At 38.6% G+C, this 13,995-nt stretch carries 13 protein-coding genes; 8 read left to right on the top strand and 5 right to left on the bottom strand.

All coding sequences use genetic code 11. The annotated features are described in order from the left end of the window. Positions 1-55 precede the first annotated feature (55 nt). The 3 genes from J8L70_RS04545 to trxB all read right to left on the bottom strand — a co-directional run bounded on the left by J8L70_RS04545 (position 56) and on the right by trxB (position 2,508). Positions 56-760, bottom strand: coding sequence for an arginyltransferase (locus J8L70_RS04545; protein WP_211054289.1), 705 nt, complete (start codon positions 758-760; stop codon positions 56-58). Next, the gene (gene aat, locus J8L70_RS04540; protein ID WP_211054288.1) at positions 753-1,469 is read right to left on the bottom strand and encodes a leucyl/phenylalanyl-tRNA--protein transferase; all 717 of its coding nucleotides are present in this window, start codon (positions 1,467-1,469) and stop codon (positions 753-755) included. Before aat ends, J8L70_RS04545 begins: the two co-directional genes overlap by 8 nt. Positions 1,470-1,557: 88 nt before the next feature. Then, entirely contained in the window at positions 1,558-2,508 is a 951-nt protein-coding gene (gene trxB / locus J8L70_RS04535; RefSeq protein WP_211054287.1) for a thioredoxin-disulfide reductase, read from the bottom strand. Between the two features lie 385 nt (positions 2,509-2,893). Between trxB and pssA the strand changes: the two genes are divergently transcribed. Then, a complete protein-coding gene (pssA, locus tag J8L70_RS04530; protein ID WP_211054286.1) occupies positions 2,894-4,219 on the top strand; it encodes a CDP-diacylglycerol--serine O-phosphatidyltransferase in 1,326 nt (441 codons plus the stop codon). Positions 4,220-4,277: 58 nt separating this feature from the next. Here pssA and ald read toward each other — a convergent pair whose 3' ends face one another. Then, positions 4,278-5,399 (bottom strand): alanine dehydrogenase, encoded by a 1,122-nt coding sequence (gene ald, locus J8L70_RS04525; protein ID WP_211054285.1) that lies wholly within the window; start codon positions 5,397-5,399, stop codon positions 4,278-4,280. A gap of 141 nt (positions 5,400-5,540) precedes the next feature. On the opposite strand from ald, the gene lrp reads away from it, so the two are divergent. The 6 genes from lrp (at position 5,541) to serS (ending at position 12,288) form a co-directional block, all read left to right on the top strand. Next, entirely contained in the window at positions 5,541-6,020 is a 480-nt protein-coding gene (gene lrp, locus J8L70_RS04520) for a leucine-responsive transcriptional regulator Lrp (protein ID WP_211054284.1), read from the top strand. A gap of 136 nt (positions 6,021-6,156) precedes the next feature. Continuing rightward, positions 6,157-8,640, top strand: coding sequence for a DNA translocase FtsK 4TM domain-containing protein (locus J8L70_RS04515; protein ID WP_211054283.1), 2,484 nt, complete (start codon positions 6,157-6,159; stop codon positions 8,638-8,640). Beyond that, positions 8,640-9,266, top strand: coding sequence for an outer membrane lipoprotein chaperone LolA (gene lolA / locus J8L70_RS04510; RefSeq protein ID WP_211054282.1), 627 nt, complete (start codon positions 8,640-8,642; stop codon positions 9,264-9,266). The genes J8L70_RS04515 and lolA overlap by 1 nt, the downstream gene beginning before the upstream one ends. Then, complete coding sequence (locus J8L70_RS04505; RefSeq protein WP_211054281.1) at positions 9,259-10,602, top strand: replication-associated recombination protein A; 1,344 nt, start codon at positions 9,259-9,261, stop codon at positions 10,600-10,602. Before lolA ends, J8L70_RS04505 begins: the two co-directional genes overlap by 8 nt. Continuing rightward, a complete protein-coding gene (crcB, locus tag J8L70_RS04500; protein WP_211054280.1) occupies positions 10,595-10,975 on the top strand; it encodes a fluoride efflux transporter CrcB in 381 nt (126 codons plus the stop codon). The genes J8L70_RS04505 and crcB overlap by 8 nt, the downstream gene beginning before the upstream one ends. Before the next feature lie 8 nt (positions 10,976-10,983). After that, positions 10,984-12,288 carry a serine--tRNA ligase gene (serS, locus tag J8L70_RS04495; RefSeq protein WP_211054279.1) on the top strand — a complete coding sequence of 435 codons (1,305 nt, stop codon included), beginning with the start codon at positions 10,984-10,986 and terminating at the stop codon, positions 12,286-12,288. Between the two features lie 66 nt (positions 12,289-12,354). Here the strand turns inward: serS and J8L70_RS04490 are convergent, their stop codons facing one another. Next, positions 12,355-13,542: a PQQ-dependent sugar dehydrogenase gene (locus J8L70_RS04490; protein ID WP_211054278.1), complete on the bottom strand. Its 1,188-nt coding sequence runs from the start codon at positions 13,540-13,542 to the stop codon at positions 12,355-12,357. Between J8L70_RS04490 and J8L70_RS04485 the strand changes: the two genes are divergently transcribed. Continuing rightward, positions 13,527-13,979: a hypothetical protein gene (locus tag J8L70_RS04485; protein WP_211054277.1), complete on the top strand. Its 453-nt coding sequence runs from the start codon at positions 13,527-13,529 to the stop codon at positions 13,977-13,979. The two genes, J8L70_RS04490 and J8L70_RS04485, sit on opposite strands and share 16 nt — an antisense overlap. The last annotated feature ends 16 nt before the right edge of the window (positions 13,980-13,995 follow it).

Here is a 13,995-nt window from a genome sequence, read left to right as displayed (position 1 = left end):
CAGATTTTGCCCAAAATACAACAATAAGTAAAGCTACACGGGCTATTTTTGCAAATTAAATAGTCAACCAAGCGTTGTTGTCGTATTTTTGAGCAGGTAAAAACTGTGTTTTGTACTTCATTTTAGTACATTCATCTATTTGATACCCTAAGTAGAGAAATTGCTTTTGGTGTTTTTTTGCAAACTCAATTTGAGCAATAATCATCACACTACCCAAACTAAAGTGTGCATAATCAGGATCGAAAAATGTATAAATGGCTGATACTGCATTGTTCATACAGTCGGTGACTGCAACCGCAATTAATTTATCATTATCCCATAACTCAATAAATATGATTTCTAACCAGTTACACAGTAAAAAGCTTTTGTATTGCTCTAGGTTAGGTGGAAACATCGCGCCATCGTCGTGACGTTCGCTGATATACTTACTATACAGTGAGTAGTATTGTGGTTTTTCTACGTTTGAATAACGCAAGGTAAATTGTTTTTTAGTTTTATTAACTTTGCGCTTTTGAGATTTAGATGGAATAAATTTATTCGCCAACACACGTATAGATTTACACGCATTACAGCTAGGGCAGTGGGGTCGGTAAATTTGATCACCACTGCGTCTAAATCCCGAAGCTAAAAGTTGCTCATATTTATCGGGATTATAATAGTGTGGTTCTAAAATTAATAATACTTGCTCTTGCCTATCAGGCAAGTAACTACAGGTAAATTCTTGGCTTACACCGACTCGCATTGAAGTTTGATCAGTCATAAATGTTTTTTAACTCTTGTGATTTCCACATATTAGACGACATTGTATAATTTTTTGCCTTTGCAAGTTTATCCAAAAAATCACTCCGAGGAATAACCACTGCACCTAAAGACATTAAATAAGGGTTTTCTAATTGGCAATCAATAAAATGAACATTATGTTTTTGTAAATAATTTACAAGTGCCCACATCGCAAGCTTAGAACAATTTGTTTCACGATGAAACATCGACTCACCACAAAAAACACCGCATTGCATTATACCGTATAAGCCTGCGACTAATTTATTGTCTCTCCATACTTCAAGGCTATGTGCTATTTCACAGCGATGCGCATTGCAATAAGCTTGTTTCATTTGCTCTGTGATCCAAGTTCCTTCATTATCAATACGTTGATTAATACACTCGCTAATAACCTGTTCGAATGCCGTGTTTATAGTGACCTTCACAGGGCTTTTTTTTAATTGCTTACGTAATGATTTACTGACGTGAAAATCAGCTAATTCAATAATTGCACGCTCACTTGGAGACCACCACATAATGGGTTCACAATCACTAAACCATGGGAAAATACCGTTGTGATAAGCCTCTTTTAAACGTTCGACAGATAAATCGCCCCCTACAGCAAGTAATCCATCTGGGGAGTTAAGGGCGTGTTGTGGATCTGGAAATCGGATGTCGTTTACATTTAATTGATATAACTGGTGCGTCATAAATTGACTTTTTCACTTAAAACATAAATTTATCATAATAAAAAAGGGCTGATATTTCAGCCCTTTATTATAGTATTTTTGATTTAGTCTATAAGTTATCTAAAAACCTTTCAGCATCAAGTGCAGCCATACACCCTGTACCTGCTGATGTGATTGCTTGGCGATAAATATGATCTGATACATCACCGGCTGCAAATACACCTTCAACGCTTGTTTGTGTCGCGTTACCATTTAGGCCTGATTGAACCACTAAATAGCCATCTTTCATGTCTAATTGATCTACAAACATGTCAGTATTTGGTTTATGGCCAATGGCTATAAATACACCCGCTAACTCTAATTCTTCCGTTGTTTGCGATTGAGTGTCTTTAATTCTGACACCTGTAACACCCATTTGATCACCAAGGACTTCGTCTAGTGTACGGTTATAATGTAAAACAATATTACCATTCGCTGCTTTTTCAGCTAAACGATCTGCTAATATTTTTTCGCTACTAAAACTATCACGACGATGAATTACATGCACTTCATCGGCAATGTTAGATAAATATAGCGCTTCTTCAACAGCCGTATTACCACCACCGACTACTGCAACCTTTTGGCCTTTATAAAAGAAACCATCACACGTTGCACAGGCAGAAACACCACGGCCTTGAAAGTTAGTTTCTGACTCTAGGCCTAGGTATTTAGCTGAAGCGCCTGTAGCAATGATTAAAGCATCACATGTATATGTACCTTGATCGCCTGTTAATGTGAAAGGGCGTTTTGAAACATCAACTTTATTTATATGGTCAAATACAATCTCAGTTTCAAAGCGTTCTGCATGCTCTTTCATTCTATCCATTAAAGCAGGGCCTGTTAAACCGTGTGCATCACCTGGCCAATTTTCTACTTCAGTGGTTGTTGTTAGTTGGCCACCTTGTTGAATGCCCGTAATTAATACCGGATTTAAATTAGCGCGAGCTGCATAAACCGCGGCGGTATAACCTGCAGGGCCTGAGCCTAATATAAGTAATTTACAATGTTTTGCTTCAGTCATTATTTTATTCCTAAACGTTTAATACTTTCTTAATGGATGCGATTCTAAGTAAAACAAGGCGCAAGTAAACAAAAATAGTGATTATTTTTTCTTTGTGTCATTTTTTAAACACGCACTGTTAATCTACTGATTTTCGTATTTGTTATCTACAAGATAATGTTGGCTGTGAAATTTAATCGCTTATTAAATATTTTATCACTATTTTATCGCTTTCTATTTGTGTTAATTAAAGATAGATAAGCTTTTTTAGCATACATTTTGTTTAATTAAACATCAGAATTAAAACAAAATGTCGTTAATTCATGACCAATTCGCTTTTTTTTGTTATGTTTTACCTAATTTTATTTGTCGCTGTAGTTTAAGTGACCTAAGTTAACAGGCAACTATGTTATTTTGGCAGGAAACACCCGCATTTGGGTTGACTTCAAAAGACGTTACCGTCTTGACCAATGCGAAACAATTTCACACACAATTATTAACTTTGATACGTAATGCACAATCACGAATTTATATCACTGCGTTATATTTACAGGACGACGATGCTGGCCGCGAAATTTTGCAGGCACTTCACCATGCCTCTCTAGAAAATCCAGCACTTGAAATAAAAGTTTTGGTTGATTTTCACCGAGCTCAGCGTGGGTTAATTGGGGCAGATAAATCCGAAGGTAATGCAAGTTTATATTGTGATAGCCTTACGCAACATAACTCTAATGTACAAGTATATGGCGTACCTGTAAAAGCAAAAGAGTTATTTGGGGTATTGCATTTAAAAGGATTTATGATTGATGATACTTTGCTTTACAGTGGCGCAAGTATTAATAATGTTTATCTAAATGTCGGTGAACGTTATAGGTTAGATCGTTACTTTTTAATCAAGCAAGACAAATTATGTGACGCGATGATTGATTTTATCGATAACAAATTACTTGCTTCCATAGCTGTACCTAGAATCGATAAACGTCCATTACCTCGCTTAGCCGAATTTAAAAATGAGCAAAAGCAGCTAATGCGTGATTTAAAATCGGCAAGTTATAAACATGGCGATATTAATCAAAGTGAACAAATTGGTATTAGGGCTTTACTTGGCTTGGGGCGTCGACATAATAGATTAAATCGTGTTATTAAAAATTTATTTGATACAACGCAAAATGAATTAGTTCTGTATACACCTTACTTTAATTTTCCGGCACCACTTATGCGTTCATTACGTCGATTATTAAAAGCAGGGAAACAGGTGACGATTGTTGTTGGCGATAAAACCGCTAACGATTTTTATCTTCCCCCAGATCAACCTTTTAGCAAAATAGGGGCTTTGCCTTATCTGTACGAAACTATTTTATATAAATTTGTGAAAACACAAAAACGTTATATAGATAATGGAAACCTAAATGTGTACTTGTGGAAGCACGACAATAATTCGTTTCATTTAAAAGGGATTTGTGCAGATAGAAAAGTTCACTTACTCAGTGGCCATAACTTAAATCCAAGAGCGTGGGGTTTAGATATTGAAAATGGGATTTTAATAGACGACCCTAAGCAAAGCTTAATGGCAAGTATAGATAATGAACGCAATGAAATTTTACAGCATTGTCGTCGGTTAACAGGGCCTTGTGATATCGAAACAGTTGCAGATTATCCTGCGGCGGTTAAAAAACTGCTGACACAGGTTAAACGGGTAAAAGTTGACGCAATTATAAAACGATTTATTTAATTTTATATATAAAAAAAGCAGCGTTAGCTGCTTTTTTTATTTTTATTTAAAAGTGCAATTAAGCATTTTCAATCGCAGAGCGAGGCTCAACATATTGCATGTTAAATGCTTCAGCAACTTCTTTGTAAGTTACTTGACCTTTAATTACATTTAGGCCATTTAAGAAATGTTCATCTTCAAGTAATGCTTGTTTATAACCTTTATTTGCAAGGCTAATAATAAACGGCAAAGTGGCATTATTTAATGCAAAAGTAGATGTACGTGGAACAGCGCCTGGCATGTTAGCAACACAGTAATGAACAACCTCATCAACAATGAACGTAGGATCAGCATGCGTTGTTGCTTTAGATGTCGCAATACAACCACCTTGGTCAATAGCAACATCAACAATTGCAGCACCTGGCTTCATCGCTTTAATGTGCTCAGCAGTGACTAACTTAGGTGCCGCAGCTCCTGGAATTAATACACCACCAATGACTAAATCAGCTTCTAGTACATGCTTTTCTAATGCATCAGCAGTTGAGTAAATTGCTTTCACTTTATTGCCAAATTGTGCATCTAACGCACGTAAAACATCAATGTTACGATCTAGAACGACCACATCAGCACCCATACCAACAGCCATTTGAGCTGCGCTACGGCCAACCATGCCACCACCAATGACCACTACTTTAGCAGCTTCAACACCCGGTACACCACCTAATAACATACCACGACCGTGGTTAGATTTTTCAAGTGCTTGTGCGCCGGCTTGAATTGACATACGCCCAGCTACTTCACTCATAGGTGCTAATAATGGTAAGCCACCACGAGCATCAGTGACTGTTTCATATGCAATACAAATTGCTTTAGATTTAACTAAGTCTTCAGTTTGTGGTAAATCTGGTGCAAGGTGTAAATAAGTAAATAAGATTTGATCTTCACGTAACATTGCACGCTCAACCGCTTGTGGCTCTTTTACTTTTACAATCATGTCTGCTTTAGCAAATACTTCTGATGCAGTTGATAAAATAACCGCTCCAGCTTGAATGTAATCTTCGTTAGTAAAACCAATGCCCATACCAGCATCTGTCTCAACAAATACTTGGTGGCCGTGGTTTATTAGTTCACGAACACTAGCAGGAACCATACCTACGCGGTATTCATGGTTTTTTATTTCTTTAGGTACACCAATAATCATTTAAATAGCCTTTCATTAATTGAATTGAAACTATTGACTATTATATTCATCATATCCTAGTGTGTCTCACCTTTTTAAAGTTATTTTCTAGTGTTATAATCTGTAATAATAAAAATGACAGAGTAATAAACTGGAATAAAAGTGCATCAATTACTTGACCGAATAGATAGAAAAATAATAATGGAATTACAGTTAGATGGCCGCGTTTCTAATGTTGAATTAGCAAAGCGAGTTGGTTTGAGTGCAACGCCTTGCTTGGAACGTGTTAAAAAGCTTGAAAGGGAAGGGTATATTTTGGGGTATAAGGCTGTTATTAACCCCGAAAAGTTAGGGCTTGGTTTATCGGTTTATGTTGAAGTGACCATCACTAAAACATCGCCCTCTGTATTTGATGAGTTTAATGCGGCCGTTAAACGCCATGATGAAATTATAGAGTGTCATTTAGTGTCTGGGAATTTTGATTTTTTATTAAAAACACGAGTAAATGATATGTCAGAGTATCGAGGCGTATTAGGTGATATTTTATTAAAACTCCCCCATGTTAGTGAAAGTAGAACGTACGTTGTAATGGAAGAAGTAAAGGGAGAATTAGGATTAATTATTCGCCCATATACTCAATGAACTTATAAATAGTCGTTCATAATCAGCTAATCATGACTAAGATACAGTGCATCAAAAAGTAAATCCTGATAAGGTATTTACCTATTAAAAATAATACATTATTAAAAAGTAAAATAATAAAGAGGAATAGGGAATTATGCGCCTAAACGGTGTACAAAGACTATTAGAAACAGGACTTATTGTTAGCTCGTTTGCGGCAGTGTTTATTTTATGCGCATTAATTAGTTTCGATCCAGCCGATCCTGCATGGTCACAAACAGGTGAATTTGTTCATGTAAAAAATATAACCGGCACAGCCGGTGCGTGGATTGCAGATATTTTATTATTATCATTTGGTTGGCTTGCTTATTTAGTGCCAGCCGTTATTCAATTTTTTGGTTACTTACTCTTCAAACAACCTCATAAAATTTTCCAACTAGATTATACAACGTTAGCTTTACGTGTTATTGGCTTTGCTTTGTTTTTAACATCCGCATCTGCCATTTGCAGTATTAACTTTGATGATATTTACACTTTTTCTTCGGGAGGGGTTGTAGGTGATGTTATTGCAAGTGCCATGATGCCTGCTTTTAATTTTACCGGTACATCAATTTTATTATTGTGTTTTTTCTTTGCGGGTTTGACTTTATTTACCGGCGTATCTTGGGTTCAATGTGTTGATTATTTAGGTGATACGGTTGTTAGACTTTATCTTTTTTTAACAACATATTTAAAAGACTGGCTTAATCGAGAACGTGAGGCTAACAATCATGATAATGAGCTAGATGAACAAGCAAAAATCAGTGCTGAGCCTGAAGTTAAATCATCTAAACCTCAAATAAATAAGCCATTTATCGAACAACAACCTGCTGAACCTAATTCTGTTAATACTGGGTTTGTTCCTGCATTTGACGAAATAGATGATATTTTAGATCAAGAAATTACAACATTTAGTGCAATAGATGATGAGCCTATGGACACAGCCGCAGCGCTCAATGCGCTTGACCAAAGCCAAGTCATAGAGCCTGAAATTCAACCGACCACGGTTATTTCGCCAGCGCCCCCATTACCTAAAGCAAAACCAGCTTATCAGCCGCCACCTACCGCGAAAGAAAAGTTTGAACAGCTATTAGAGCAAGAGCCGCCAGCAGGCCCGCTCCCATCATTAGATTTATTAGATAGAGCAGATAAAGCCAAAAACCCAATTTCAGCGGAAGAGTTAGATGCGGTATCGCGATTGGTAGAAACAAAGTTACTTGATTTTAATGTACAAGCGGCTGTTGTTGGTGTTTACCCAGGTCCGGTTGTTACACGTTTTGAACTTGATTTAGCACCTGGAATAAAAGTATCAAAAATTACCGGCTTAGCGAAAGATTTAGCGCGTTCGCTTTCTGCCATAAGCGTACGTGTTGTCGAGGTTATTCCGGGTAAAACATATGTTGGAATAGAGCTACCGAATAAACACCGTGAGATAGTGCGTTTATCAGAAGTGATTGATGCCCCTAAATTTGAACAAAACCCATCACCATTAACGATGGTATTAGGTAAAGATATTGCCGGTGAGCCAGTATGTGCCGACTTAGGAAAAATGCCCCATTTATTAGTAGCGGGTACCACAGGTTCAGGTAAATCAGTGGGTGTTAATGTCATGATTTTAAGTTTGCTCTATAAATCTGGCCCTGAAGATGTCCGCATGATCATGATAGATCCAAAAATGCTTGAGTTATCGGTGTACGAAGGCATTCCACATTTATTGTGTGAAGTAGTCACCGATATGAAAGAAGCGGCCAATGCACTTCGTTGGTGTGTAGGAGAAATGGAACGTCGTTATAAATTAATGTCAGCGTTAGGTGTGCGTAATCTTAAAGGTTACAATCAAAAAGTACTTGATGCTAAAGAGGCGGGTTACCCGATCATGGACCCTCTTTTTAAAGATACAGATGGCATGAAAGATGGCCCTGATGAGCTTGATAAGCTCCCAAGTATTGTGGTTGTTATTGACGAATTTGCCGACATGATGATGATCGTTGGTAAGAAAGTTGAAGAATTAATTGCACGTATAGCACAAAAAGCCCGTGCTGCGGGTATTCACTTAGTGCTAGCAACGCAACGTCCATCAGTGGATGTAATAACCGGTTTAATAAAAGCAAACATACCTACAAGAATGGCGTTCCAGGTATCAAGTAAAATTGATTCGCGTACTATTTTAGATCAACAAGGTGCTGAAAACCTATTAGGCATGGGGGATATGTTGTATTTACCGCCGGGAACAAGTGTGCCGGTACGTGTACATGGCGCTTTTGTTGACGATCATGAAGTGCATGCTGTTGTCAGTGATTGGAAAGCACGTGGTAAACCAAATTATGTTGATGAAATATTAAATGGTGAAGCCACCGAAGATATTTTATTACCTGGTGAGGCAAGCGAAAATGCCGATGAAGAGTCAGATCCTCTTTATGATGAAGCGGTGTCATTTGTAATTGAAACAGGCAAGGTCTCTGTATCATCTGTTCAGCGTAAACTACGTGTTGGCTATAATCGAGCAGCACGTTTGGTTGAACAAATGGAAACTTCTGGCATTGTTAGCGCACCCGGACACAATGGTGCTCGTGATGTATTAGTGCCTAATGGAGCAAATTAATGAAAAAATTTAACCGTATATTATTAACACTTAGCTGCGTTTTTAGTGCATCCGTGTTTGCGGATGACACTCAAGCACTGCAAAATAAGTTAGCAACACTAAAGAGCTTTAAAGCACAGTTTGTACAGCAAGTAACAGATCATCAAGGTCAAGCTGTGATGCAAGGTACAGGGAGTATTGCTTTAAAGCAGCCAAGTATGATCCGCTGGCAACAAGTTTCGCCCGACGACACTTTGTTTGTATCGAATGGACAAAAAACGTATTACTTTGATAGTTTTGCTGAGCAAGTAACCATTATGGATACACGCAGTTTAATCGACTCAACTCCTTTTGTGTTACTTACTTCAAAAGATCCCAAGCAATGGGAAAAATACAATGTAATACAAACGGATAATGGTTTTAGTGTGACGCCAAATAAAGGCATTGAAAGTCAAGTTGAGCAACTCGACATAACCTTTAATGACAGCCAGCAAGGCTTAGCCTCATTAGTTGTTATGGATAATTCAGGTCAGCATTCTGAGTTTACTTTTAGTAACGCACAGGTAAATACAGTATTAGATACAAACACTTTTGAATTTACACCACCCGAGGGTGTTGAAATAGACGATCAGAGTAACGGTGAATAATTTAGGTTTTAATTTTGGGCCGGATGTGCGCCCATTAGCAGCGCGAATGCGCCCGACAACGTTAGATGGTTATATAGGGCAGCAACATTTATTAAGTACAGACAAGCCTCTGCATCAAGCGATTGTAGCAGGGCGTTGTCATAGTTTGATATTGTGGGGCCCTCCGGGTGTGGGTAAAACAACATTGGCTCAAATCATTGCTAATCATGCCGATGCTGCTTTAATACAGCTTTCAGCTGTCACAGCGGGTGTAAAAGATATTCGAGACAGTGTCATACAAGCGCAAGATAACTTAGCCTCCCGTGGACAGCGAACACTGATGTTTGTTGATGAAATACATCGTTTTAATAAATCGCAACAAGATGCATTTTTACCGCACATAGAAGATGGCACGTTTATTTTTGTAGGCGCTACCACAGAAAATCCTTCATTTGCCTTAAATAATGCGATTTTGTCTCGAGCCCGTGTTTATGTATTAAAATCACTTCAAGAGAGTGATTTATATAATGTTATAGACCGTGCTCTAAAGCTTGATGAGCAATTAAATCAAAAAAAAATAATTATTGCTGACAATGCTAAAAAAGCACTTTGCCAAGCCAGCGCAGGTGATGCACGTAAAGTACTGAACTTGTTAGAACAAGCAGTGGATTTAACAACTGATAAAAACGGCACATTAAATATTGATGAACACGTTCTAAGCCAAGTATTACCCACACATTTAGCAAAGTACGATAAAGGGGGAGATGAGTTTTACGATTTAATTTCCGCTTTTCATAAATCAGTGCGAGGGAGCTCGCCAGATGGTGCACTGTATTGGTATGCAAGAATTTTAGCTGGTGGAGGAGACCCTCTTTATGTTGCTAGGCGGTTGCTTGCTATTGCTACTGAAGATATTGGTAATGCCGATCCTCGTGCGATGGAAGTCGCACTCAATGCGTGGGATATTTTTCAACGCGTTGGCCCTAAAGAAGGTGAACGAGCAATTGCACAGGCAACACTTTATATGGCAAGTGCCCCTAAAAGTAATGCGGTGTATATGGCCTTTAACCAAGCCAAAGAGGATGCCAAAAATAAACCAAGTTATCCGGTACCAGAGCACTTACGTAATGCCCCAACAAGTTTAATGAAAGATTTAGGTTATGGGGCGCAATATCGCTATGCGCATAACGAAGAAGGTGCATTTGCAGCAGGTGAGAAGTATTTGCCGAGCGAGATACAACATACGCAATATTACGTGCCGACAGAGCGAGGCCTTGAGCAAAAAATTAAACAAAAGCTCGAATATTTAAAAGCGCGAGATGCACAAAGTCCAGTTAAGCGATACGAAAATGATTAAACTTTATATGATGATTGCCTTTGGTGGAGCATCTGGAGCCTGTTTACGGTTTTTTATTAGCGAAACCATGTTAAAACTACTCGGTAGGGGATTCCCTTTTGGGACGTTGACAGTTAATATTCTGGGTTCATTGTTAATGGGCATATTGTACGGTTTGATAGATAAACAAATTATCACGGTGAGCCCCGCCAAAACTCTTATTGGTATTGGCTTTTTAGGTGCGTTAACCACCTTCTCAACATTCTCAATGGATTCATTGTTGTTATTACAACAAGGCCACTTTATTAAAATGGCCCTTAATATCATCTTAAACGTGGTGGTGTGTATTTTTATGGCTTGGCTGGGCCTTCAGCTGGTAATGCAAAAAGGTTAAAAACTAACATGTTAGATTCTAAATTTTTACGACAAGACATTGAGCAAACTGCGGCACGTTTGGCTGCGCGTGGTTACGAACTTGATGTTGCAACACTTACAGAACTTGAAGAAAAACGCAAAACATTACAAGTAAAAACGCAAGAGCTTCAAAGTCAACGTAACGCCAGCGCAAAAGCCATTGGCCAAGCAAAAGCAAAAGGTGAAGACGCACAGCCACTGCTTGATGCAGTGGCAAATTTAGGTAGCGAATTAGACGCGACTAAAAAAGCGCAAGACGAAGTGTTAACCGCAATTAACGACATCGCACTAGCCATTCCAAACTTGCCAGATGAATCAGTACCAGCAGGTGCAGATGAAGACGACAATGTTGAAATACTTACTTGGGGCACGCCGAAAAAGTATGAGTTTGATGTAAAAGATCACGTAGATGTTGGGCAAGACCTAAACGGCTTAGACTTTGAAATGGGCGTTAAAATCAGTGGCGCACGCTTTACTGTAATGCGCGGCCAAGTAGCACGTATGCATCGTGCATTAACGCAATTTATGCTTGATACCCATATAGATAAAAATGGCTATACAGAAATGTATGTCCCTTATTTAGTTAACAGTGCAAGCTTGTACGGCACCAGCCAATTACCAAAATTTGCAGGTGATTTATTCCATACCTTAGGGCTTGTCGATGATGATGGGGTTCAACAAGCTGGTTTTAGCTTAATTCCTACCGCTGAAGTACCCCTAACAAATAGTGCACGAGATGAGATTTACGATGAAAGTGATTTGCCAATTCGTTTAACCGCACATACACCTTGTTTTAGAAGTGAAGCCGGCAGCTATGGGCGCGATACACGTGGTTTAATTCGTCAACACCAGTTTGATAAAGTCGAGCTTGTACAGCTTGTTAAGCCTGAGGATTCAATGCAAACCCTTGAAGAGCTAACAGGCCACGCGGAACAAATCTTACAAGCACTTGAGTTACCTTATCGTAAAGTTATTTTATGTATGGGTGATATGGGCTTTGGCGCAGCTAAAACGTATGACTTAGAAGTTTGGTTACCGGCACAAGACACATACCGAGAAATTTCATCATGTTCAAATATGGTTGATTTTCAAGCGCGCCGTATGCAAGCACGCTTTCGTCGTGAAGGTGCTAAAAAGCCAGAGCTATTACATACACTAAACGGTTCTGGTTTAGCGGTTGGTCGTACACTTGTTGCTATACTAGAAAACTACCAACAAGCCGATGGCTCGGTTGTAGTACCTGAAATTTTACGCCCTTACATGGGTGGACTTGAAGTGATAGGTAAACAATAATTTACCACGCTTAAGTGATTAAATTAACAAAGCCGCTGTTTATTATAAACCGCGGCTTTTTTTTTATTATTCGGGTTTAAATATCATCAGTTTTGCATCTTTCCCATCGGTTAATACAGCAATATTACCTTCAGTTGTTACATACACATTTCTTAATCTGCCCGATGCCTCTGGAAATACATGAGTCTGGGTAAACGCACCATCAGCTAAATTGACACTATAGAGTTTTTGATCGACCAATGTACTGATAAGTACCTGCTTTTGTAATGATGGAAAGGCAGTATATTTAGCACTGTAATACGCCATGCTTGATGGCGCGATTGAAGGAGTCCAATCCACACTTGGTTTTTGCATACCTTTATATTCGGTAAAGGGGGAAATTCGCGCTTGCGAGTAATCCCTACCATAAGTGATTACCGGCCATCCGTAATTAGTGCCTGGGGTTAAATAATTTAGCTCGTCGCCACCGGCGGGGCCATGCTCGTGGCTAATAATTTGCTGTGTATCATCATCGTACACTAAACCTTGTGGGTTTCGGTGACCGAGCGAATAAATAGCGTGTGCACGTGGGTTTGTATGATTAATAAAAGGGTTATCTTTAGGGGGCGTGCCATCTAGATGTATACGCAATATTTTACCCAGTTGGCTGGTGATCACTTGTGCTTGCTCTCTAAAATCAAAGCCATCTCCGGTTGAGAATAATAGCGTGTTGTCAGGTAAAATAAGAGCTCGCCCTGCATAATGTTGTGGTGTATTTTTATCTGTTGCGACTTTATAAATAACAGTGGGTTTTGAAAAGTGCGTACCATTAAACGACGTTTTAGCAATAACAAGGCGATTAGCCTGTGCATTGCCTTGGGCGTATGTAATAAAAACATTTTTTGAAGTATTAAAGTCGGGGGCGAGTACAATATCGAGCAAACCGCCTTGGCCAGCAACGTATAACCCTTCAAGATTTAAATTTACTCTTATTTGCTGATTGTCTTTTACAATTACGACGTGACCATCTCGCTCAGTAATTAACCATATGTCATTGGGCAGTTTTACCATACTCCAAGGCGAGTGTAAGTGATGAGCGAGTGTGTGAGTGTGGTATTGCACTTTAGGTAATATATTTGCATTAGCGATAGATGAAAAAAAACCGATAAACAAAAATAGCACTAATTGAGAGAGACGTTGTTTACGCTTCAAGCCTTTGCTAATGTAAGACAAAATTTTTACTGTAAATTGAGATAGCTGTGGCATTTTTAACACGTTTGCTTCCATCATTTTTAATTTCTTGGTTACTTGCATTTACTCTTGCTAGCTTGTTTCATAGTCAATACGTTGTCAATCAATTAGTTAATGTTGGCGTAGTGGTTAAGTTTAGTGATCGTATCAATTTAACCTTTGATGATTGGTTTGGCTTATTACCAACCTATGGCGCTATTATTGGTATTGCATTGGCGATTGCTTTTATTGTCACCGTTAAATTAAGTAAAAAATTGCCCAATTATACGATGGCATTATTTATTCTTGCGGGTGTCAGCGCTTTTGCCGTGATATTAGCTTTAATTGAATCGATTATGAATATTCATATTATTGCAGGTGCACGAGGGTGGGGGTTTTATATGCAATTACTGGCGGGCGGTATAGGTGGGGGGGTGTTTGCTAAGTTAATTCCCAGCTATCTGTGTCAAGCTGAGAACTAACTTATATTGATGTTTA

The sequence above is a fragment of the Pseudoalteromonas sp. MMG010 genome (assembly GCF_018100905.1).
Taxonomy (GTDB): Bacteria; Pseudomonadota; Gammaproteobacteria; order Enterobacterales; family Alteromonadaceae; genus Pseudoalteromonas.
The sequence above is the reverse complement of the archived record's forward strand: the minus strand, read 5'-3'. Positions and strand labels throughout refer to the sequence as shown.